The sequence below is a fragment of the Streptomyces sp. NPDC059994 genome, assembly GCF_042737755.1.
Lineage (GTDB): Bacteria > Actinomycetota > Actinomycetes > Streptomycetales > Streptomycetaceae > Streptomyces.
This window is the reverse complement of record NZ_JBHWUR010000058.1, coordinates 26793-47023: the sequence shown is the minus strand read 5'-3', so window position 1 is coordinate 47023 and position 20231 is coordinate 26793. Positions and strand designations below refer to the sequence as shown.

Sequence of the window (20231 nt, the reverse complement as noted above, 5' to 3'; positions counted from 1 at the left end):
GTTCCCCGCGCCCCTAGGTGGTCAGGGGCGCGGGGAACTGCGCGACCAGCCCCCACCGGGCCGTACTCGAAGTCTCAGCCCTGTCCCGCGTTCGCCAGCGCAGCGGAAAGCTCCTCCGCGACCCCCTGCAAGATCGGCACGATCCGATCCGTGGCCGCCTCCGTCACGCGGCCCGCCGGGCCCGAGATGGAGATGGCGGCGGCCGTGGGGGAGTTCGGCACCGACACCGCGAGGCAGCGGACTCCTATTTCCTGCTCGTTGTCGTCGATCGCGTACCCCGCGTGCCGCACCTGCTCCAGCGCGTCGAGGAAGCCGTCCGGGGTGGTGATGGTCTTCTCCGTCGCGGCGGGCATACCGGTACGGGCGAGCAGCGCCCGGACCTCCTCCGGCGGGGTGTGCGCGAGGAGCGCCTTGCCCACGCCCGTGGAGTGCGGCAGCACCCGTCGGCCCACCTCGGTGAACATCCGCATCGAGTGCTTCGAGGGCACCTGCGCCACGTACACGATCTCGTCCCCGTCGAGCAGCGCCATGTTCGCCGTCTCGCCGGTCTCCTCCACCAGACGGGCCAGATACGGCCGCGCCCAGGTGCCGAGCAGCCGCGACGCGGACTCGCCGAGGCGGATCAGGCGCGGGCCGAGCGCGTACCGCCGGTTGGCCTGCTGGCGTACGTAGCCGCAGGCCACCAGGGTGCGCATCAGGCGGTGGATGGTCGGCAGGGGGAGGCCGCTGCTGGCGGAGAGCTCGCTGAGACCGACCTCGCCCCCGGCGTCGGCCATCCGCTCCAGAAGGTCGAAGGCGCGCTCAAGGGACTGGACGCCACCGCTTGCGGCGGATGGCTTGGAGGCGTCGGTGGTGCTGGCGCTGGACGTCGGCACGGGCGCGGTCCTTTCAGCTGGCAGGCGAGGCAGCAGCCTACCTGTGTGTTCTTCGCCGTACAGTGCGTACGTAGGGCGTCCTTGCCGGTCAGAGTGGGTTTGTCCGTTCCGGTGGGGCTCCCCGTGGCGATAGCCGCATTCTGGGAAGCGAAAGTCTAATTCCATTCTGTGGAAACCTCCAGCCCCGCGCCGTCGGCCGTCACCCGGACCCGGAACACCCTTGACGGCTCCCTGGTCGGCGTGAAGACTCCTTCAACAGTTCGTTGAATCTTTGCTGCCGCGGAAGTGAGGGGCTCGGGTGTCCGACGTCAACCTGGTACTGCGCTCGTCGCGTGTCATCACCCCCGACGGCACCCGCCCGGCCTCCGTCGCCGTCGCCGGCGGCGTGATCGACGCCGTGCTGCCGTACGACGCCGAGGTGCCCGCCGGGGCGCGCCTGGAGGACTTCGGCGACGACGTGCTGCTGCCGGGCCTCGTCGACTGCCACGTACATGTGAACGACCCGGGCCGCACCGAGTGGGAGGGCTTCTGGACCGCCACCCGGGCCGCGGCCGCGGGCGGCATCACCACCCTCGTCGACATGCCGCTCAACTCCCTGCCGCCGACCACCACGGTCGCGAACCTCCGCGTCAAGCAGGACGTCGCCCGCTCCAAGGCGCATGTGGACGTCGGCTTCTGGGGCGGCGCGCTGCCGGACAACGTCAAGGACCTGCGGCCGCTCCACGACGCCGGCGTCTTCGGCTTCAAGGCGTTCCTCTCGCCCTCCGGCGTCGCCGAGTTCCCCGAGCTCGGCCAGGACCAGCTGGCCCAGTCGCTCGCCCAGATCGCGGGCTTCGACGGGCTGCTGATCGTGCACGCCGAGGACCCGCACGAGCTGGCGGCCGCGCCGCAGACGCCCGGCCCCAAGTACGCCGACTTCCTGGCCAGCCGCCCGCGTGTCTCCGAGAACACCGCCATCGAGTCCCTGATCGCCGCCGCCAAGCGGGTCGGCGCCCGGGTGCACATCCTGCACCTGTCGTCGTCCGACGCGCTGCCGGTGATCGCCGCCGCCAAGCGCGAGGGCGTCCGGCTCACCGTCGAGACCTGCCCGCACTACCTCACCCTCACCGCCGAGGAAGTACCGGACGGCGCGAGCGAGTTCAAGTGCTGCCCGCCGATCCGCGAGGCCGCCAACCAGGACCTGCTGTGGGCGGCGCTCGCCGACGGCACCATCGACTGCGTCGTCACCGACCACTCGCCGTCCACCGCCGACCTCAAGACGGAGGACTTCTCGACCGCCTGGGGCGGGATCTCCGGCCTCCAGCTGAGCCTCTCGGCCGTCTGGACGGAGGCGCGCAGGCGCGGCCACACCCTGGAGGACGTGGTGCGCTGGATGTCCTCCGCCACCGCGGGCCTGGTCGGCCTTGAGCGCAAGGGCGCCATCGAGGCCGGCCGCGACGCCGACTTCGCCGTGCTCGCCCCCGACGCGGCCTTCACCGTCGACCCCGCCGAACTCCAGCACCGCAACCGCGTCACCGCGTACGCGGGCAAGACCCTGCACGGTGTCGTCAAGTCGACCTGGCTGCACGGTGAGCGCATCCAGGAGAACGGCACCCTCACCGAGCCCACCGGCCGCCTGCTCGAAAGGAACAACTGAAACCGTGAGCGAACTGCACCCAACTCCTCTGGCCACTTTCACCGGTGACGCCAGCCCCTACGGCGGCGGCGACCCGTACGCGGACTACCGCACCGCCGACTTCCCGTTCACGCGGTACGCGGACCTCGCCGACCGGCGCCTGGGCGCGGGCGTCACCGCCGCCAACGACGAGTTCTTCGCCGAGCGCGAGAACCTCCTCAAGCCCGACGCCGCCGAGTTCGACCCCGAGCACTTCGGCCACAAGGGCAAGATCATGGACGGCTGGGAGACCCGCCGTCGCCGTGGTGTCTCGGCAGCTCAGCCGCACCCCGCGGACGACGACCACGACTGGGCCCTGGTACGCCTCGGCGCCCCCGGCGTGGTGCGCGGCATCGTCGTCGACACCGCCCACTTCCGCGGCAACTACCCGCGGGCCGTCTCCGTGGAGGCCACCTCTGTGGCGGGCTCCCCATCGCCCGAGGACCTGCTCGCCGACGACGTGAAGTGGGTGACCCTGGTACCCCGTACGGCGGTCGGCGGCCACGCGGCCAACGGGTTCGCCGTCGACGTCGAGCAGCGCTTCACGCACCTGCGCGTCAACCAGCACCCCGACGGCGGCATCGCCCGGCTGCGCGTGTACGGCGAGGTCGCCCCGGACCCCGAGTGGCTCGCCGCCCTCGGCACCTTCGACCTCGCGGCGCTGGAGAACGGCGGGCAGGTCGAGGACGCCTCCGACCGCTTCTACTCGCCCGCCACCAACACCATCCAGCCGGGCCGCTCCCGCAAGATGGACGACGGCTGGGAGACCCGCCGCCGCCGCGACAAGGGCAACGACTGGATCCGCTACCAGCTGGCGGCGCAGTCCGAGATCCGCGCGGTCGAGATCGACACGGCCTACCTCAAGGGCAACTCGGCGGGCTGGGCGGCGCTCTCGGTGCGCGACGGCGAGTCGGGCGAGTGGCGCGAGATCCTGCCCCGCACCCGTCTGCAGCCCGACACCAACCACCGGTTCGTGCTGGACGCCCCCGCGGTCGCCACGCATGTGCGCATCGACATCTTCCCCGACGGCGGTATCTCCCGCCTGCGTCTGTTCGGCTCACTGACGAGCGACGGCGCGGCGCGGCTGGGCGCCCGCCACCAGGAGCTGGGCGGCTGACGACACCCGCCCCCGCGCAGGGCGCTCCGGCCCGACAGCACCGGAGCGCCCCGCGAAACAGCCGGGTACGCCTACCGCGGCGCGCGGTCCGAGGCGATCAGCAGGGCCGCGCCCAGGACCGCCACCACCACGCTCGCGAAGATCTCGTGTCCGGCCAGGAAGTCCGGCCGGTGCAGCACACTCCAGAAGCCGAACCAGCCGGTCCACTCGTGGACGAGTCCGCCGGCCCCCTGGACCAGGAGCACGAACCCGGCGACTTCCAAGATTTTCTTCATACGCCGAGCCTGGCCCCCGCGCACGGGCCCCCACATCGGCCTTCGGGCTCGCCCGCCGCGGCGAAAGTCTCGGGCCCCGCGACTTTGGTAGCGCACCCCGGCCGGAACCCGCCAGGGCGCCCGTGGCCTGCGTAGCTTGGGTGGCATGACACGCGCTGGTCCCGAATACCGCTGGCTGCTGCCGTCCGCCGTCGTCGCCCCCGAGTTGCCGGGCGACCGGTCCGACCGGATCAGGCCGCGCCGTACCGTACGGGACTGGATCGTCGACACCTGCGCCTTCGCCGGCGCCGCGGCCATCGGCATGCTCGCCGCCGACACCATGGGCAAGGCGTCCGACTACTCCGAGGCCCTCCAGGCGATCGACCTGCTGGTGGGCGCCCTCGCCTGCTGCGCGCTCTGGCTGCGCCGGAGCCGGCCGGTGGGGCTCGCCGCGGTGCTGGTCGTCGTCACCACCGTGGCGCCGGTCGCCGTCGGGGCGCTGCTCGTCGCGCTCTTCAGCCTGGCCGTGCACCGGCCGCTCAAGCCCGCCGTCGCGGTCGTCGGCGCCGCCGCCGTGGCCGGCTCGGTACTGCAACCGGTGATCCGCCCCGACCCGAACACGGGCCTGGTGGCCAATGTCGTCACCGGCACGGTGATGGTCCTGCTCGTCATGGGCTGGGGCATGCTCGTACGCGCCCGGCGCCAGCTCGTCATGGCGCTGCGCGAGCGGGCCGTGCGCGCCGAGGCCGAGGCCGCGCTGCGGGCCGAGAACGCCCAGCGGCTGGCCCGCGAGGCCATCGCGCGCGAGATGCACGACGTGCTGGCCCACCGGCTCACCCTGCTCAGCGTGCACGCGGGCGCCCTGGAGTTCCGCCCGGACGCGCCCCCGGCCCAGGTCGCCCGCGCCGCCGGGGTCATCCGCGACAGCGCCCACGAGGCCCTCCAGGACCTGCGCCAGATCATCGGCGTGCTGCGCAGCCCCGACGAGGGCGCCGAGGACCGCCCCCAGCCGACGCTCGCCACCCTGGAGGCGCTGGTGGCCGAGTCCCGCGAGGCCGGGATGAAGGTCACCCTGGACAGCCGGATCGGGGATCCCGCCACCGTCCCCGCGGCCACCGGGCGCAACGCCTACCGCATCGCCCAGGAGGCCCTCACCAACGCCCGCAAGCACGCCCCCGGCGCCGAGGTCACCGTGGCCGTCGACGGCTGCCCGGGTAACGGGCTCACCGTCGAGGTGCGCAACCCGGCGCCCGTCGGCGACGTACCGGAGGTGCCCGGGTCGGGGCAGGGGCTGATCGGGCTGACCGAGCGCGCCACGCTCGCGGGCGGCCGCCTGGAGCACGGGCGCACGCCCGGTGGCGGGTTCGAGGTCCGCGCCTGGCTACCGTGGCCCTCATGACCATCAGGCTGCTCGTCGTCGACGACGACCCCCTCGTCCGCGCGGGACTCACCTTCATGTTCGGCGGCTCCGACGACCTGGAGATCGTGGGGGAGGCCTCCGACGGCTCCCAGGTCGAGGAGCTGACCGACCGGCTGCGCCCGGACGTGGTCCTGATGGACATCCGGATGCCGAACGTCGACGGGCTCACCGCCACCGAGTCCCTGCGCGCCCGCCCCGACGCCCCCGAGGTCCTCGTCCTGACGACCTTCCACGCCGACGAGCAGGTGGTACGGGCGCTGCGCGCGGGAGCCGCCGGGTTCGTCCTGAAGGACACCGCGCCCGCCGAGATCGTCGCCGCCGTACGCCGGGTGGCCGCGGGCGAGCCGGTGCTCTCCCCGGCCGTCACCCGCCAGCTGATGCACCAGGTCGCGGGCGGACCGGAGGGATCGGGCGACCGGGCCGTCCGGGCCCGGGCGAAGATCGGCCAACTCGCCGAGCGGGAGCGGGAGGTGGCCGTCGCCGTGGGCCGCGGCCAGTCGAACGCGGAGATCTCCGCCGCCCTCTTCCTCAGCGTGCCGACCGTGAAGACCCATGTCTCGCGCGTGCTGGCCAAACTGGGCCTCAACAACCGTGTCCAGATCGCGCTGCTCGTCCACGACGCCGGACTTCTCGACGAGGACGGCGACGTACGCTGAACCGGACCACCGGAGGGGGAACAGCGCCATGCCGCTCGTCGATCTGCGCGAACACGAGGACTTCACCGCCAACCCGTATCCGTACTACGCGAAGCTGCGCGCGGAAGGGCCGGTGCACCGCGTCCGCACCCATGAGTCGGACGAGGTCTGGCTGATCGTCGGACACGACGAGGCGCGGGCCGCGCTCGCCGACACCCGCCTCTCCAAGGACTGGCGGGCGATCGCCGCGGGGGACTACGAGTTCACCGCGGTAAGCGCCAACATGCTGGACTCGGACGCGCCGCAGCACACCCGGCTGCGCAAGCTGGTGGCGCGCGAGTTCACACCGCGCCGGATCGAGGCGCTGCGCCCGCGTGTGCAGGAGATCACCGACGGGCTGCTCGACACCATGCTGGCCGCCCCCGGCCGCACGGCCGACCTGGTCGACTCGTTCGCCTTCCCGCTGCCGATGACGGTCATCTGCGAACTCCTCGGCGTGCCGGACCTGGACCGGGAGACCTTCCGCAGACTCTCCAACGAGGCCGTCGCCCCCACCCAGAACGACGGAACGAGCACCTCCGCACTGGAGATGAGCGCCTATCTGGTGGAGCTCATCGAGGACAAGCGCGCCACCGCCCCCGCCGACGACCTGATGAGCGCGCTCATCAGAACCCGGCACGAGGACGGCGACAAGCTGTCCCCGGACGAGCTCATCGGCATGGCTTTCCTGCTGCTCGTCGCGGGCCACGAGACCACCGTCAACCTCATCTCCAACGGGGTACGGGCGCTGCTCGCGCACCCTGAACAACTGGCCGCGCTGCGCGCCGACTCCGACGGGCTGATCGACGGGGCGATCGAGGAGATGCTGCGCTACGACGGCCCGGTGGAGACGGCCACGTACCGGTTCACGCGCGAGAGCGTCGAGTACGGCGGCACGGTCATCCCGGCCGGTGCGCCCGTCCTCGTCGCCCTCGCCTCCGCCGGACGCGACCCCGCCCGCCACCCCGACCCGGACCGCTTCGACATCCGCCGCGCCCCGCAGAGCCACCTCGGCTTCGGGCACGGCATCCACTACTGCCTGGGCGCCCCGCTCGCCCGGATGGAGGGCCGCATCGCGGTCCGTACGCTCCTGGAACGCGCCCCCGGCCTCGAACTCGCCCCGGACCAGGGACCGTTGGAGTGGCTGCCGGGGATGCTCATCCGCGGAGTGCGCCATCTGCCGGTGCGCTGGTGAGCCGTCCTCACGCCTTGCGGGCGGCCGCCGCCCTGCGGCGGTGCTCGCCGCGCAGCACCAGGCCCGGCCACTCGTCCCCGTACGCGCCGCACGCGGAGACCGACCACAGCGACCACTGCTGCGGCACCGAGTAGTACGGCACCAGCATCCGCGCGGTGCGCAGCCGGGACACCTTCACCGGGACGAGCGCGGGCAGCACGTCCGGCTGCTGGCCCGCCAGGATCGCCTTGCGGCAGGACGGGCAGGCGGGACGGCGGTCGGCCGCCGCCTCGCGCGGGCCGCTCCGGCGCCGGGCCCGCTGCCGGTGCTGCTTGCGCGCGGGCGGCCCGCCGCTCCCGGCCGCCGCGTGCAGCGGGTTGTAGTAGCAGCGCTCGGGCGGCCTCGGCGCCTGCTGCCCCGCGCGGCGGGCGTGCAGCGCGGCGAACCGGACCAGGGCGCGCTCGGCCAGGACCGCGGCGGCGGCCAGGTCCGGCAGGTCGGCCGCCTCGTCCAGGAGCTTGCCCGCGGCCTGGAAGGCGTCGAGGACCCACGCGTAGTCGCGCTCGTCCTGAGCGTCCCCGCCGGGCCGCGGCGCGTCCGCATCGCCCCGCGCGACCGGGAGTTCGGCCGCGCGCAGTACGTCACCGACGGCCGTGACCCGGGCCGACACCAGCCGCTCCAGGCGCTCGCGGGCCGTCTCCCACTCGTCGAGGACCCGCTGCTGCTCCTCCTTCGACGGTTCCCACGTCCGCTCTGCGGGCATGCCCGGCCGGAGCACCCCCATGAACCACCAACGCTTCAGCACCGAGCCTCCCCTCGCTGCGACCAGGGTAGAAGCCCCCGAAGCTACTGGGGAGTTAGGGTGAGCCGCTCCGTCACGACGCCCTGAAAGGAACCGCGTTGACCAGCGATGCCACAGAGGACGCCGTCGTCGACCTCGCCGCTCTCGGTGACGGTTTCACCCGCGACCCCTACCCCGTCTACGCCGGGCTGCGCGAGCGCGGCCCCGTGCACCGCGTCCGGATGCCCGAGGGCGCCGACGCCTGGCTCGTCGTCGGCTACGAGGCGGGCCGCGCCGCGCTCGCCGACCCGCGCCTCTCCAAGGAGTGGCGCAACGCCGCCCCCGACCTCGGGGTGAAGCACATCGCCGCCAGCACCACCATGCTCAGCTCCGACGCCCCCTCCCACACCCGGCTGCGCAAGCTGGTGACCAGGGAGTTCACCCCGCGCAGGGTCGATCTCCTGGCCCCGCGCGTCCAGGAGACGGCCGACGCGCTGCTTGACGCCATGCTGAAGCGGCCGGACCGCAGGGCCGACCTCGTCGAGGCGCTCTCCTTCCCGCTGCCGATCACCGTCATCGGCGATCTGCTCGGGGTGCCGGACTTCGACCAGGACAGCTTCCGCCAGTGGTCCAACGCCGCTGTCTCCGCGCCCGCCCTCGCGGACCGGATGGCCGCGGCCGGGGCCATGAAGGAGTATCTGACCGCGCTCCTGGAGAACAAGCGCGAGCAGCCCGGCGACGACCTGATGAGCGCGCTGATCAGCACGGCCGACGAGGACGGCGACCGGCTCTCCGGCCCCGAACTGCTCGGCATGGCCTGGCTGCTCCTGGTCGCGGGCCACGAGACGACCGTCAACCTGATCTCCAACGGCGTCCTCGCGCTGCTCAGCCACCCCGGGCAACTGGCCGCGCTGCGCGCCGACTTCGACGGGCTGATCGACGGGGCGATCGAGGAGATGCTGCGGTACGACGGCCCGGTGGAGACCCCGACATACCGCTTCACCACCGAGCCGGTCGACATCGGCGGCACGGTGATCCCCGGCGGCGGCCGGCTCGTGCTGGTCGCCATGTCCGACGCCAACCGCGACCCGGCCAAGTACGCCGAGCCGTCCCGCTTCGACATCCGGCGCGACGCCCGCGGCCATGTGGCCTTCGGTCACGGCATCCACTACTGCCTGGGCGCGCCGCTGGCCCGCCTTGAGGCGCGGATCGCCATCCGCTCGCTCCTGGAGCGGTGCCCGGGCCTGGCGCTCGACATCCACCCCGCGGCGCTGACCTGGCGTTCGGGGCTGCTGGTGCGCGGCCCGGAGAGCCTTCCGGTCAGCTGGTGAACGCCGGCTCGTACCGCGTCAGCCGGTGAACTCCGCGACGGCGACCGGGCGGCGCTCGTGCCGCGAGCGCTCGCACGCCTCCGCGACGCGCAGCGCGTGCAGCGCCTCCCGGCCGTCGCAGGGGTTCGCCAGCTCGCCCCGAACGACCCGTACGAAGGCGTCGAGCTCGGCCCGGTAGGCGGGGCCGAACCGCTCCAGGAAGCCGGGCCAGGGCTTTGCGGCGGGCGCGGGCGCCCCCGGCTCGGCCGAGGCCATCGGTGTGCGCTCGCCGAGCCCCACGGCCAGCTGGTCGCGGTCCCCGGCCAGTTCCATCCGTACGTCGTACCCGGCGCCGTTGCACCGGGTCGCCGTCGCCGTGGCGAGGGTGCCGTCGTCGAGGGTGAGGAGGGCCGCGGCCGTGGCGACGTCCCCGGCCTCACGGAACATCGCGGGCCCGGCGTCCGAGCCGGTCGCGTACACCTCGGTGACCTCACGGCCGGTCACCCACCGCAGACTGTCGAAGTCATGGACCAGACAGTCCCGGTAGAGGCCGCCGGAGAGCGGCAGATACGCGGCGGGCGGCGGCGCCGGGTCCGAGGTGATCGCCCGTACGGTGTGCAGCCGCCCGAGCCCGCCGCCACGTACGCGCTCGCGGGCCGCCGCGTACCCGGCGTCGAAGCGCCGCATGAACCCGATCTGCAGGACCGTTCCCGCGCTCTCGACCTCGTCGATGGCCGCCAGTGTTCCGGCCAGGTCGAGGGCGATCGGCTTCTCGCAGAAGACGGGGAGCCCGCTGCGGGCCGAGCGGGCGATCAGGCCGGCGTGCGCGGCGGTCGCCGAGGCGATCACCACCGCGTCCGGGCCGGCCGCGAAGAGCCCGTCGACCGCGGCGGCGGTGGCCCCGGTCCGCGCGGCTGCGCGGGCGGCCCGCGCGGGGTCGGCGTCGGCGACGAGGAGCTCGGTGACCGAGGGATGGCGGGCCAGCACTTCCGCATGGAAAGAGCCGATACGTCCGATACGTCCCGTTCCGATGAGTCCGATACGCATGGCCAAAAGGTGACGGTGCCCGGACGTCCTGTCAAGAGTTTGTCCTGACAATCAGACTTCACGACTTCCCGTCAACATGGCCCGAGCACTACGCTCACCCCGTGTCCAAGCAGCCCAGAACCGTGCCGGATCCCGCCGTGCCGCTCCAGCTCAGCGTGGACCGCACCAGCCCGGTCCCGCTCTACTTCCAGCTGTCCCAGCAGCTGGAGGCGGCCATCGAGCGGGGCACCCTCACGCCCGGCAGCCTCCTCGGCAACGAGATCGACCTCGCGGGCCGCCTCGGCCTGTCCCGCCCCACCGTCCGCCAGGCCATCCAGGCCCTGGTCGACAAGGGCCTCCTGGTGCGCCGCAGGGGCGTCGGCACCCAGGTGGTGCACAGCCAGGTCAAGCGCCCGCTGGAGCTGAGCAGCCTCTACGACGACCTGGAGGCGGCCGGGCAGAAACCCGCCACCAAGGTGCTGCGCAACACCGTGGAACCGGCCACCGCGGAAGTGGCGGCGGCGCTCGGCGTGCCCGAGGGCGGCGACGTCCATCTGGTGGAGCGGCTGCGGTACGCCCACGGCGAGCCGATGGCCGAGCTGCGCAACTACCTGCCGCCCGGGCTGCTCGCGCTCGACACCGCGCATCTGGAGGCCACCGGCCTGTACCGGCTGATGCGCGGCGCGGGGATCACGCTGCACAGCGCCCGGCAGTCGGTGGGGGCGCGGGCCGCCACCGCCGCCGAGGCCGAGCTCCTCGCCGAGGCCGAGGGCGCGCCGCTGCTGACCATGCAGCGCACCACGTTCGACGACACCGGGCGGGCCGTGGAGTTCGGCACGCACATCTACCGGGCGTCGCGGTACGCCTTCGAGTTCCAGCTGCTCGTACGGCCGTGAGCGTGCGGCTCGTGTACCGCGCTCGTACACCCCGCTCGTACACCGCGTAAGAATGTTCGGACAAAGTATTGACGGGTGCGCACGCCCGCCGCTACTGCTATCTCCCGGGGCTGTATCAACTTGCGGCTGCCGCCGCGTGGCCCCCGGACCCCCAGCCGGAAAAGCAAGCCATCCCACGGGAGCAGTAACTCACGTGCCGCAACCGCGCGGCCGGGACGGAAGGCGGACCCCATGCGCATACCCCGCACGGCAGCCACGGCGACAGCGGTCGTCGCCGCGCTCGCACTCGCGGTCGCCGGATGCAGCAGCTCGGGCGGCAAGAGCTCGCAGGACAAGGCCGACGACGGCGCCACGGGTGGCAAGGGCGTCTCCACGCCCCGGATGAAGATCGCGATGATCACCCATTCGGGCGAGGGCGACACCTTCTGGGACATCGTCCAGAGCGGCGCGAAACAGGCCGCCGCCAAGGACAACGTCAACTTCCTCTATTCGGCCAACAAGGAGGGCCAGCAGCAGTCGCAGCTGGTCCAGGCGGCCATCGACCAGAAGGTCGACGGGATCGTGGTCACCCTGGCCAAGCCCGAGGCGGTCCAGGACGTCGTCAAGAAGGCGGTCGCGGCGGGCATCCCGGTCGTCACCGTCAACTCCGGCGCCCAGTACTCCAAGCAGCTCGGCGCGATCGGCCACATCGGACAGGACGAGGGCGTCGCCGGCGAGGCGGTCGGCGAGCAGCTGAACGCGGGCGGCAGGAAGAAGGCCGTCTGCGTGATCCACGAGCAGGGCAACGTATCGCTGGAAGAGCGCTGTGCCGGGGTGAAGAAGACCTTCAAGGGCTCGGTCGAGAACCTGAACGTCGACGGGACCAACACGCCCGCCGCCACGTCCTCCATCGAGGCGAAACTCCAGGCCGGCAAGGACATCGACGCGGTGGTCACGCTCGGCGCGCCGATGGCGGCCGCGGCGGTCAAGGCCAAGGCCGACGCGAAGAGCTCCGCCGAGGTCGACACCTTCGATCTCAACGCGGCCGTGATCAAGCAGTTCAAGGGCAAGGAGATCGGCTTCGCGGTCGACCAGCAGCCCTATCTCCAGGGGTATCTGGCGGTCGACGAGCTGTGGCTCCGCAAGACCAACGGCAATGTCGTCGGCGGCGGCAGGCCGGTCCTCACCGGCCCCGCGATCGTCACCGAGAAGGACGTGCCGGCGCTGGAGAAGTACACCGCTCGCGGTACCCGATGATCCGCCGCCGATCTCACGTGACCCATACTTGGGCGGCCGGGGCAGGTCCGCACCAGTCCCGGACGCACCTGGGAGTACAGCAAGAGGAGCACGGCGTCGTGGCAAGGGTTCGGACAGGGGTACGCGCGGTCGGCGCGGTGCTGGCGGCGGTGCTCGGAGCTTCCCTGGTGGGATGCAGCAGTACCGGGGGCAAGCGCGCCGAGGACGCGCGCAAGGCCGCCTCGGCGCAGGGCAAGGCGGCGGTGAACACCCCCCGCTGGAAGATCGCCATGATCACCCACTCGGGCGACGGCGACACCTTCTGGGACATCGTCCAGAGCGGCGCCAAACAGGCAGCCGTCAAGGACAACATCGACTTCCTGTACTCGCACAGCGACCAGGGCCAGCAGCAGGCGCAGTTCGTGCAGGCGGCCATCGACCAGAAGGTCGACGGCATCGTCGTCACCCTCGCGAAGCCGGACGCGATGAAGGACGTCGTCGCCAAGGCCGCCAAGGCCGGCATCCCGGTGATCACGGTGAACTCCGGCTCCGAGAAGTCCAAGGACTTCGGCGCGCTCACCCACATCGGGCAGGACGAGACCATCGCGGGCGAGGCCGTCGGCGAGGAGCTCAACAAGCGCGGCAAGAAGAAGGCGCTCTGTGTCCTGCACGAGCAGGGCAACGTCGGCCACGAGCAGCGCTGCGCGGGCACCAAGAAGGCCTTCAAGGGCGACCTGCAGAACCTCTACGTCACGGGCACCAACATGCCCGACGTCCAGTCCTCCATCGAGGCCAAGCTCCAGACGGACAAGTCCATCGACGCCGTGGTCACCCTCGGCGCGCCGTTCGCGGACACCGCCGTCAAGGCCAAGGACTCCGCGGGCAGCTCAGCCGAGGTCGACACCTTCGACCTGAACGCCAAGGTCGCCGCCGAACTCAAGGACGGCACCCTCGGCTTCGCCGTCGACCAGCAGCCCTACCTCCAGGGGTACGAGGCCGTGGACCTGCTCTGGCTCTACAAGTACAACGGCGATGTGCTCGGCGGCGGGCTGCCGGTGCTGACCGGACCGCAGATCATCACCAAGGACGCGGCCGCCGAGCTGGAGGAATACACGAAGCGGGGGACCCGATGACCGCCACCGCACCAGCGCCGGCGTCCGCGAAGGACGAGCGGCTGATCCACCGTTCGGTGCTGCGCAAGCTGCTCGGCCGCCCGGAGCTCGGCTCGGTGGTCGGCGCCATCGCCGTCTTCGTCTTCTTCTCCGTCGTCGCGGACAGCTTCCTGCGGGCCTCCAGCCTCTCGACGGTCCTGTACGCGGCGTCGACCATCGGCATCATGGCGGTGCCGGTGGCGCTGCTGATGATCGGCGGCGAGTTCGACCTGTCGGCCGGTGTGCTGGTGACGACGTCGGCGCTGGTCTCGTCGATGTTCAGCTACCAGATGACGGCGAACGTCTGGGTGGGCGTCGGTGTCTCACTGCTGGCCACGCTCGCGCTCGGCGCCTTCAACGGCTTCATGCTGACCCGTACCAAACTGCCCAGCTTCATCATCACGCTCGGCACCTTCCTCATGCTGACCGGTCTCAACCTCGGCTTCACCAAGCTGATCAGCGGCACGGTCTCCACGAAGTCCATCGCCGACATGGAGGGCTTCGCCTCCGCGAAGAAGGTGTTCGCCTCCCAGCTGACCATCGGCCCGGTAGACCTCAAGGTCACCATCCTGTGGTGGTTCGGCCTGGTCGCGCTCGCCACCTGGATCCTGCTGCGCACCCGCTTCGGCAACTGGATCTTCGCGGTCGGCGGCGAGGCCGACGCGGCCCGCGCGGTCGGCGTGCCGGTCTACAAGACCAAGATCGGCCTGTACATGGGCGTGGGCTTCGCCGCCTGGATCTCCGGCCAGCACCTGCTCTTCTCGTTCGACGTGGTCCAGTCCGGCGAGGGCGTCGGCAACGAGCTGATCTACATCATCGCGGCCGTCATCGGCGGCTGTCTGATCACCGGCGGCTACGGCTCCGCGATCGGCTCCGCGGTCGGCGCGTTCATCTTCGGCATGACCAGCAAGGGCATCGTCTACGCCGAGTGGAACCCGGACTGGTTCAAGTTCTTCCTGGGAGCGATGCTCCTTCTGGCCACCCTGCTCAACGCATGGGTGCGCAAGCGGGCGGAGGCGACGGCATGACGGACGCGACCCTGGCCAAGAGCACCGAGAGCGCCCTCGTGGAGCTCGACGACGTCAGTAAGTACTACGGCAACATCCGCGCCCTCGAAGGCGTCTCCCTGGAGGTCCACGGCGGCGAGATCACCTGTGTGCTCGGTGACAACGGCGCCGGCAAGTCCACCCTCATCAAGATCATCGCGGGGCTGCACCGGCACGACTCCGGCGCCTTCCGCATCGAGGGCGAGGACGTCTCGCTCAGCAACCCCCGCGAGGCGCTCGACCGGGGCATCGCCACCGTCTACCAGGACCTCGCGGTCGTCCCCCTGATGCCGGTGTGGCGCAACTTCTTCCTCGGCTCCGAGCCGACCAAGGGCGCGGGCCCCTTCAAGCGCCTCGACGTCGATCTGATGCGCCGCACCACCCGCGCGGAGCTGCTGCGCATGGGCATCGATCTCCGTGACGTGGACCAGCCCATCGGCACCCTGTCGGGCGGCGAGCGCCAGTGCGTGGCGATCGCGCGCGCCGTCCACTTCGGCGCCAAGGTCCTGGTCCTGGACGAGCCCACGGCGGCGCTCGGCGTCAAGCAGTCCGGCGTCGTGCTCAAGTACGTGGCGGCCGCCCGGGACGCGGGCCTGGGCGTGGTCCTGATCACGCACAACCCGCACCACGCCTACCTGGTCGGCGACCGCTTCGTCCTGCTCAAGCGCGGCATGATGACCGGCAGCCATCTGCGCACCCAGATCACTCTGGACGAGCTCACCCGCCAGATGGCGGGCGGCAGCGAGCTGGAGGAGCTCAGCCACGAGCTCCAGCGGGCCCCCGAGCCGCACCTCGGCGGCCGGACCGCCGACACCGCCGAGTAACGGCCGGGGCCGCGGGGGCGGCAAGGGCACACGAGGTCGGGTCCCGGCCGGGGTGGCAGAATCGGGCACGGCGGGCGCCGTCCGCCGCCGGTCACCCCGGCCCCCCGAGACCTCCAGGGACGACACCAGTCGTGCGAGCACTCCAGGACACCCCTCTCCCTCCGCGAAGGGGTGCGGCCCGATGAACACCTACCGAGGCTCCGCCCGGGCCACCGTCCTGCGCACCGTCGGCACCCGCGAGCGCCGCTCGCACCTGACCGCACCCCGTGTCCCCACCGTCGGCATCGACATCGGCGGCACCAAGGTGATGGCGGGCGTCGTCGACGCCGACGGCAACATCCTGGAGAAGATCCGCGCCGAGACGCCGGACAAGTCCAAGAGCCCCAAGGTCGTCGAGGACACCATCACCGAGCTGGTCCTGGACCTCTCGGACCGCCACGACGTGCACGCCGTCGGCATCGGCGCGGCCGGCTGGGTCGACGCCGACCGCAGCACCATCCTCTTCGCCCCGCACCTCGCCTGGCGCAACGAGCCGCTGCGGGACGCCCTGCAGTCCCGGCTCGCCGTCCCGGTCATGGTCGACAACGACGCCAACACGGCCGCCTGGGCCGAGTGGCGGTTCGGCGCGGGCCGCGGCGAGGACCACCTCGTCATGATCACGCTCGGTACCGGCATCGGCGGCGCGATCCTGGAGGACGGCCGGGTCAAGCGCGGCAAGTTCGGCGTGGCCGGCGAGTTCGGCCATATGCAGGTCGTGCCCGGCGGCCACCGCTGCCCGTGCGGCAACCGCGGCTGCTGGGAGCAGTACAGCTCGGGCAACGCCCTGGTCCGCGAGGCCCGCGAGCTCGCGGTCGCCGACTCCCCGGTCGCGTACAACATCCTGGAGCGGGTCAAGGGCAATATCCCGGACATCACCGGGCCGCTGATCACCGAGCTCGCGCGCGAGGGCGACGCCATGTGCGTCGAGCTCCTCCAGGACATCGGCCAGTGGCTCGGCGTCGGCATCGCCAACCTGGCGGCCGCCCTCGACCCGTCCTGCTTCGTCGTCGGCGGCGGTGTGAGCGCGGCCGACGACCTGCTGATCGGCCCGGCCAGGGACGCGTTCCGGCGCCATCTGACCGGCCGCGGCTACCGGCCCGAGGCCCGTATCGCCAAGGCGCAGCTGGGCCCCGAGGCCGGCATGGTCGGCGCCGCCGATCTGGCCCGCCTCGTCGCCCGCCGCTTCCGCCGCGCCAACCGCCGCCGCGTCGAGCGCTACGAGCGGTACGCCCAGGTCGCCGAGGCCGTACGCAAGTCGAGCACCACCCGCACCACCCAGGGATCGCCGTGATGGCCCCCGCGGACCGGCCCACCGTGCCGCGCCAGTCCCCGCCCCCGGACCAGCACCCGGCCCCGGAGGACCACCGCCACATGATCCGCCGCCGCTGGCTCACCGCGGTCATCATCGTGCTGCTCATCGGGGTCCCGGCCGGGTATCTGGCCATCTCCGCCGGGCAGAGCCGCGACAGCGGGCGCGACAAGGAGAGCGAGGCCTCGGCGACCGGGCTGCAGAACGACTGGCCGTCCAAGACCCAGCGCCGCATCTACGACGTACCGGTCCCGTCGTCCGCCACGGACGTCAAGTACTACGAGACCAACAGCTGGGCGGTCAGCAAGCTGTACGTGCAGTTCAGGACCACCGCGGCCGGTCTCGCCGAGTTCCTGAAGGACTCCGGGACCGGGACGGCCGCGCTGCGGCCCGGTTCGGTGGCGATCGGCGCGTCCGACGCGAAGAAGGTCGGCTGGTCGTTCCCGTCGGGCCACGACTGGGCGGGCACCCGGCACGCCCAGAAGGACCCGCTGCCCACGCAGGACATCACGGTGGACGAGAGCGACCCGGACAACCCGGCCGTCTTCGTGGTCTCCACGGCGACGCCGTAGGGCGGTGGCGCGACCGGAAAGGGGCCTATCGCGACCCCGTGACCGGAGCATGCCGGTCCGCTCACTAGTCTGGAGCGAGTGAGCGACGTGACTGAGACGCCTGTGACCCAGACGCCCGAGCCGGTGAAGGCCCCGACCCTGCAGTACCGGATCGACGGCCCCGACGACGCGCCGGTACTGGTGCTCGGCCCCTCGCTCGGCACCACCTGGCACAGGTAGGCGGAAGCGTCTTGTGCGGTCCAGGCAGTCCAGGTCAGGCGCGTACGCGCAGATCAGGGCCTTGTGATCCAGGAGCGTCGATGCTGTTGGTGAGATCTGTGTGAGAGCGCGTGAGAGGTGAGGCACCCGTCGGCCAGGTGCCGACGGGGTGCGTCCGGTGGCGGCTCGGATGGGGGCCGAGGGGGCGGTTGGACAGAGAGGTCTCGGGGCGTATCGCGGCGGTGGGGGTCTGTGATGCGCGCGGGCGCTTGATTGCGCACCGATACAGATCGCGGGTCGCGCGGGGCGGGGTTGTGCTTCCGCAGGGGTTCACTGGTGCAGAAGTAGCGGTGTGCCGGTGCTCGGGGGCTGGGAAGAATGGCAGCGATACTGTCGTCAACCGGAGCCTGGCTCTTGAAATTTCTGACCGAAGTGTCCTGACGATCCTCCGTCGATCACCGGTGCACGGCAGTGGGCACGGGACTGTCTCGGGGGAGTGTGTCTAGAGGACTGCCCTGCGCGAGGAATGTGCACTGTCTCACTGACGACCGCTCCTCCGGGCCAGCGGCGATGCTGACGTGTAACTACCGGCGGTGGTGGAGGAATGATCGTTGCGAACGCTTTCTCCCTCAACGGTCCTGCGGATGCGGACGAGGTGATTCTTGGTGTCGACACGCACCGGGATACTCATGTAGCCGCCGTGATTTCGGTGACGGGCAAGACGCTCGCAGTACAGAGCTTCGCGGCCACCGCGATCGGATATCGCCAACTTGTCCAATGGGCGGCTCAGTTAGGTGTTGTTCGGCGTGCTGGGGTGGAGGGGGCAGGCAACTACGGCGCGGCCCTGTCCCGGTATCTGCTGTCGCAGGGCATCGACGTGGTCGAGGCCCCTGGACCGGGCCGTGCGGCTCGTCGTCGACGGAGTAAGTCTGATCAGGGCGACGCACAGGCCGCTGCCCGTGCTGTGCTCAGTGGCCGCGCTTACTCTCGTGTGAAAGCAGGGAACGGCCCGGTGGAGATTGCCCGTATGTACAACGTGGCCAGAGACTCCGCCGTCAAAGCCCGTACGCAGGCCACCAATCAGCTCAAAGCAGTCTTGGTCACCGCCGAGCCGACACTACGGGAAGAGCTGGCAGGGTTGACTCGTCGAGCACTGATCCACGCGTGCGTAGAGCTCGACGACGATGACACGGGCGGCGACCCTGTACTGCTGGCTACGAGGTTCACGTTGCGCTCACTGGCTGAGCGCATCGAGCAGCTCAGCACACAGGCCCAAGAACTGGAGCGACGCCTCACGGAGTCGATCGAGGGGCATCACCCCGAGCTGCTGGCGATGGCGGGGGTTGGGCCGCACAGTGCCGCCGTTTTGCTGATCACCATGGGGGACAACGCCGACCGCTTGCGCGGTGAAGCGTCCTTCGCCGCATTGTGCGGGGCAAGTCCTGTGGAGTATTCCTCGGGAAGCAGATGCCATCGTCGGCTCAACCGCGGTGGCGACCGGCAGGCCAACGCCGCTCTGCACCGGATCGTGCTGACCCGGCTGCGCTGGGACCCGCGCACCCAGGCGTACTACGAGCGGCGTGTCGCGGAGGGCAAGACCCGGCGCGAGGTCATCCGCTGCCTGAAGCGGTATGTGGCCCGGGAGGTCTACCGTCTTGTCCAGGGACAGCGTCGGCCAGGGCGCCCGTAACGGCCCTTTTAGAGCTGCTGGTCAGGGGGGAGCAGTGGAGTCCTGCCTCGATATCGTGGCGGACGAGTGGACCTTGATGCACGTGTGGTTGATCACCGAGATTCTTCTCCAGGTCGTGGGGCGTCACCTGATGTCCACGCCGATCTCCGCGCTCGTGTTCGGCGAACCCGATGTCCGCTATGACGCCGCCGTGATCGGGCTGCGCAAGGAGCTCCAGCTCCCCACCGCGGATCTGTTCCCCCCTGCTGGCTCCCCGTGGAGGCCCTGATCCATGGCCACCGGCCGATGGGCGCGCCGCCGTACTCGCCGCTCAGCGCCGCCAGGCCGTCACTGACATCCTGCGACGGCAGCGAACAGTAGCCCTCGTTGAGGAACTCGCTGACCCCGCAGCCGTGTTGGCGCTATGGATTGAGCAGGACCACGCCGACTGGAGCAAGCCGCCGACCACCGCAGACGTGCAGGCGATCGCTGAAGCGTTCGCCCAGTACCGACCGCAGCGCGAACGAGCCGTGGAGTACGAGGCGCTCGAAATACTCAGGGACTTCATCGACGGCTTTCCGGAACTGCACCAGAAGCAGATGCTGTTCACCCTGCTGGCCTCCGGCATGCAGCGCGCGGGCCGTCCCGAGCATGCGGCGAAGGTTGCAGCGCTGCTCAACGGTCATCTCCCGGCCGGAACGGACAACGGCACATGAGCAGACGGGGAGACCAGCAGCTGCCCTGCCAGGGGGGTGCCCGGTGAAGACCGCTGTGGTGCGCTGCTTCCTGCCCCCCGCACCGGCTGGCACGCCTGGCGGCTGGTGCGTGCCAGCTACGGCAACCTCTCCTTCGACGCGGCCTGGCGGCACGCCCGTGTCCGCCTGTACCCCGACGAGACACCCCACTGGCAACGCGGTCACCGCCCCGACAGCGCGTCGGACAGATAGCCGCGGCCCCCGGGGTCGACGGCGGTGCTCCCGGTGGCCAGTCTTTCTGTAGCCGTGGCCGGGCAGTGTCGGGGGCCGTG

The 20231-nt window shown here is 71.3% G+C and carries 20 protein-coding genes and 1 pseudogene; 17 read left to right on the top strand and 4 right to left on the bottom strand.

Features of this window, described 5'->3' with window-relative positions:
* Positions 1-74 precede the first annotated feature (74 nt).
* On the bottom strand, positions 75-875 hold the full coding sequence (locus ACFWA7_RS25510; protein ID WP_385546949.1) for an IclR family transcriptional regulator: 801 nt from the start codon (positions 873-875) through the stop codon (positions 75-77).
* A gap of 298 nt (positions 876-1173) precedes the next feature.
* On the opposite strand from ACFWA7_RS25510, the gene allB reads away from it, so the two are divergent.
* Complete coding sequence (gene allB / locus ACFWA7_RS25505) at positions 1174-2511, top strand: allantoinase AllB (RefSeq protein ID WP_385825387.1); 1338 nt, start codon at positions 1174-1176, stop codon at positions 2509-2511.
* Between the two features lie 13 nt (positions 2512-2524).
* Complete coding sequence (gene alc, locus ACFWA7_RS25500) at positions 2525-3646, top strand: allantoicase (protein WP_385546955.1); 1122 nt, start codon at positions 2525-2527, stop codon at positions 3644-3646.
* Between the two features lie 71 nt (positions 3647-3717).
* Here alc and ACFWA7_RS25495 read toward each other — a convergent pair whose 3' ends face one another.
* Positions 3718-3921, bottom strand: a complete 204-nt coding sequence (locus tag ACFWA7_RS25495) for a hypothetical protein (RefSeq protein ID WP_385546943.1) — start codon at positions 3919-3921, stop codon at positions 3718-3720.
* Positions 3922-4066: 145 nt separating this feature from the next.
* Here ACFWA7_RS25495 and ACFWA7_RS25490 point away from each other — a divergent pair, with 145 nt between their 5' ends.
* The 3 genes from ACFWA7_RS25490 to ACFWA7_RS25480 are packed head-to-tail and all read left to right on the top strand — an operon-like array spanning position 4067 to position 7189.
* Positions 4067-5299: a sensor histidine kinase gene (locus ACFWA7_RS25490; protein ID WP_385825385.1), complete on the top strand. Its 1233-nt coding sequence runs from the start codon at positions 4067-4069 to the stop codon at positions 5297-5299.
* On the top strand, positions 5296-5976 hold the full coding sequence (locus tag ACFWA7_RS25485) for a response regulator (protein WP_385546937.1): 681 nt from the start codon (positions 5296-5298) through the stop codon (positions 5974-5976). The genes ACFWA7_RS25490 and ACFWA7_RS25485 overlap by 4 nt, the downstream gene beginning before the upstream one ends.
* Before the next feature lie 28 nt (positions 5977-6004).
* Positions 6005-7189, top strand: coding sequence for a cytochrome P450 (locus ACFWA7_RS25480; protein ID WP_385825383.1), 1185 nt, complete (start codon positions 6005-6007; stop codon positions 7187-7189).
* 7 nt (positions 7190-7196) lie between these two features.
* On the opposite strand, the gene ACFWA7_RS25475 is transcribed toward ACFWA7_RS25480, so the two are convergent.
* A complete protein-coding gene (locus ACFWA7_RS25475; RefSeq protein ID WP_385546931.1) occupies positions 7197-7973 on the bottom strand; it encodes a hypothetical protein in 777 nt (258 codons plus the stop codon).
* 95 nt (positions 7974-8068) lie between these two features.
* Between ACFWA7_RS25475 and ACFWA7_RS25470 the strand changes: the two genes are divergently transcribed.
* Positions 8069-9280 (top strand): cytochrome P450, encoded by a 1212-nt coding sequence (locus tag ACFWA7_RS25470; protein WP_385546928.1) that lies wholly within the window; start codon positions 8069-8071, stop codon positions 9278-9280.
* A gap of 18 nt (positions 9281-9298) precedes the next feature.
* Here the strand turns inward: ACFWA7_RS25470 and ACFWA7_RS25465 are convergent, their stop codons facing one another.
* On the bottom strand, positions 9299-10306 hold the full coding sequence (locus ACFWA7_RS25465; RefSeq protein WP_385825381.1) for a Gfo/Idh/MocA family oxidoreductase: 1008 nt from the start codon (positions 10304-10306) through the stop codon (positions 9299-9301).
* 155 nt (positions 10307-10461) lie between these two features.
* Here ACFWA7_RS25465 and ACFWA7_RS25460 point away from each other — a divergent pair, with 155 nt between their 5' ends.
* The 11 genes and pseudogenes from ACFWA7_RS25460 (at position 10462) to ACFWA7_RS25410 (ending at position 19920) form a co-directional block, all read left to right on the top strand.
* Positions 10462-11181, top strand: a complete 720-nt coding sequence (locus ACFWA7_RS25460) for a GntR family transcriptional regulator (RefSeq protein ID WP_385546952.1) — start codon at positions 10462-10464, stop codon at positions 11179-11181.
* A 231-nt stretch (positions 11182-11412) separates the two neighbouring features.
* Positions 11413-12417, top strand: coding sequence for a sugar ABC transporter substrate-binding protein (locus ACFWA7_RS25455; RefSeq protein ID WP_385546923.1), 1005 nt, complete (start codon positions 11413-11415; stop codon positions 12415-12417).
* A gap of 98 nt (positions 12418-12515) precedes the next feature.
* The gene (locus tag ACFWA7_RS25450; protein ID WP_385825379.1) at positions 12516-13529 is read left to right on the top strand and encodes a sugar ABC transporter substrate-binding protein; all 1014 of its coding nucleotides are present in this window, start codon (positions 12516-12518) and stop codon (positions 13527-13529) included.
* A complete protein-coding gene (locus ACFWA7_RS25445; protein ID WP_385546917.1) occupies positions 13526-14575 on the top strand; it encodes an ABC transporter permease in 1050 nt (349 codons plus the stop codon). Before ACFWA7_RS25450 ends, ACFWA7_RS25445 begins: the two co-directional genes overlap by 4 nt.
* Positions 14572-15417, top strand: a complete 846-nt coding sequence (locus ACFWA7_RS25440) for an ATP-binding cassette domain-containing protein (protein ID WP_385546914.1) — start codon at positions 14572-14574, stop codon at positions 15415-15417. The genes ACFWA7_RS25445 and ACFWA7_RS25440 overlap by 4 nt, the downstream gene beginning before the upstream one ends.
* 181 nt (positions 15418-15598) lie before the next feature.
* A complete protein-coding gene (locus ACFWA7_RS25435; RefSeq protein WP_385546911.1) occupies positions 15599-16747 on the top strand; it encodes an ROK family glucokinase in 1149 nt (382 codons plus the stop codon).
* A complete protein-coding gene (locus ACFWA7_RS25430) occupies positions 16747-17337 on the top strand; it encodes a hypothetical protein (RefSeq protein WP_385825377.1) in 591 nt (196 codons plus the stop codon). The genes ACFWA7_RS25435 and ACFWA7_RS25430 overlap by 1 nt, the downstream gene beginning before the upstream one ends.
* Positions 17338-17406: 69 nt before the next feature.
* Positions 17407-17550: pseudogene (locus ACFWA7_RS25425) on the top strand (3-oxoadipate enol-lactonase); the annotation flags it as partial.
* Between the two features lie 589 nt (positions 17551-18139).
* Positions 18140-19225, top strand: coding sequence for an IS110 family transposase (locus ACFWA7_RS25420; RefSeq protein WP_385546905.1), 1086 nt, complete (start codon positions 18140-18142; stop codon positions 19223-19225).
* 34 nt (positions 19226-19259) lie between these two features.
* Positions 19260-19493, top strand: coding sequence for a hypothetical protein (locus ACFWA7_RS25415; RefSeq protein WP_385825375.1), 234 nt, complete (start codon positions 19260-19262; stop codon positions 19491-19493).
* A gap of 124 nt (positions 19494-19617) precedes the next feature.
* A complete protein-coding gene (locus ACFWA7_RS25410; protein WP_385546899.1) occupies positions 19618-19920 on the top strand; it encodes a hypothetical protein in 303 nt (100 codons plus the stop codon).
* Positions 19921-20231: the final 311 nt, after the last annotated feature.

What these genes read in the sequence shown, in the direction of transcription:
- ACFWA7_RS25495 (WP_385546943.1), bottom strand. Translation starts at nt 3,921, where the DNA reads ATGAAGAAAATCTTGGAAGTCGCCGGGTTCGTGCTCCTGGTCCAGGGG.
- ACFWA7_RS25490 (WP_385825385.1), top strand. Translation starts at nt 4,067, where the DNA reads ATGACACGCGCTGGTCCCGAATACCGCTGGCTGCTGCCGTCCGCCGTC.
- ACFWA7_RS25485 (WP_385546937.1), top strand. Translation starts at nt 5,296, where the DNA reads ATGACCATCAGGCTGCTCGTCGTCGACGACGACCCCCTCGTCCGCGCG.
- ACFWA7_RS25480 (WP_385825383.1), top strand. Translation starts at nt 6,005, where the DNA reads ATGCCGCTCGTCGATCTGCGCGAACACGAGGACTTCACCGCCAACCCG.
- ACFWA7_RS25465 (WP_385825381.1), bottom strand. Translation starts at nt 10,306, where the DNA reads ATGCGTATCGGACTCATCGGAACGGGACGTATCGGACGTATCGGCTCT.
- ACFWA7_RS25455 (WP_385546923.1), top strand. Translation starts at nt 11,413, where the DNA reads ATGCGCATACCCCGCACGGCAGCCACGGCGACAGCGGTCGTCGCCGCG.
- ACFWA7_RS25445 (WP_385546917.1), top strand. Translation starts at nt 13,526, where the DNA reads ATGACCGCCACCGCACCAGCGCCGGCGTCCGCGAAGGACGAGCGGCTG.
- ACFWA7_RS25440 (WP_385546914.1), top strand. Translation starts at nt 14,572, where the DNA reads ATGACGGACGCGACCCTGGCCAAGAGCACCGAGAGCGCCCTCGTGGAG.
- ACFWA7_RS25435 (WP_385546911.1), top strand. Translation starts at nt 15,599, where the DNA reads ATGAACACCTACCGAGGCTCCGCCCGGGCCACCGTCCTGCGCACCGTC.
- ACFWA7_RS25430 (WP_385825377.1), top strand. Translation starts at nt 16,747, where the DNA reads ATGGCCCCCGCGGACCGGCCCACCGTGCCGCGCCAGTCCCCGCCCCCG.
- ACFWA7_RS25420 (WP_385546905.1), top strand. Translation starts at nt 18,140, where the DNA reads ATGATCGTTGCGAACGCTTTCTCCCTCAACGGTCCTGCGGATGCGGAC.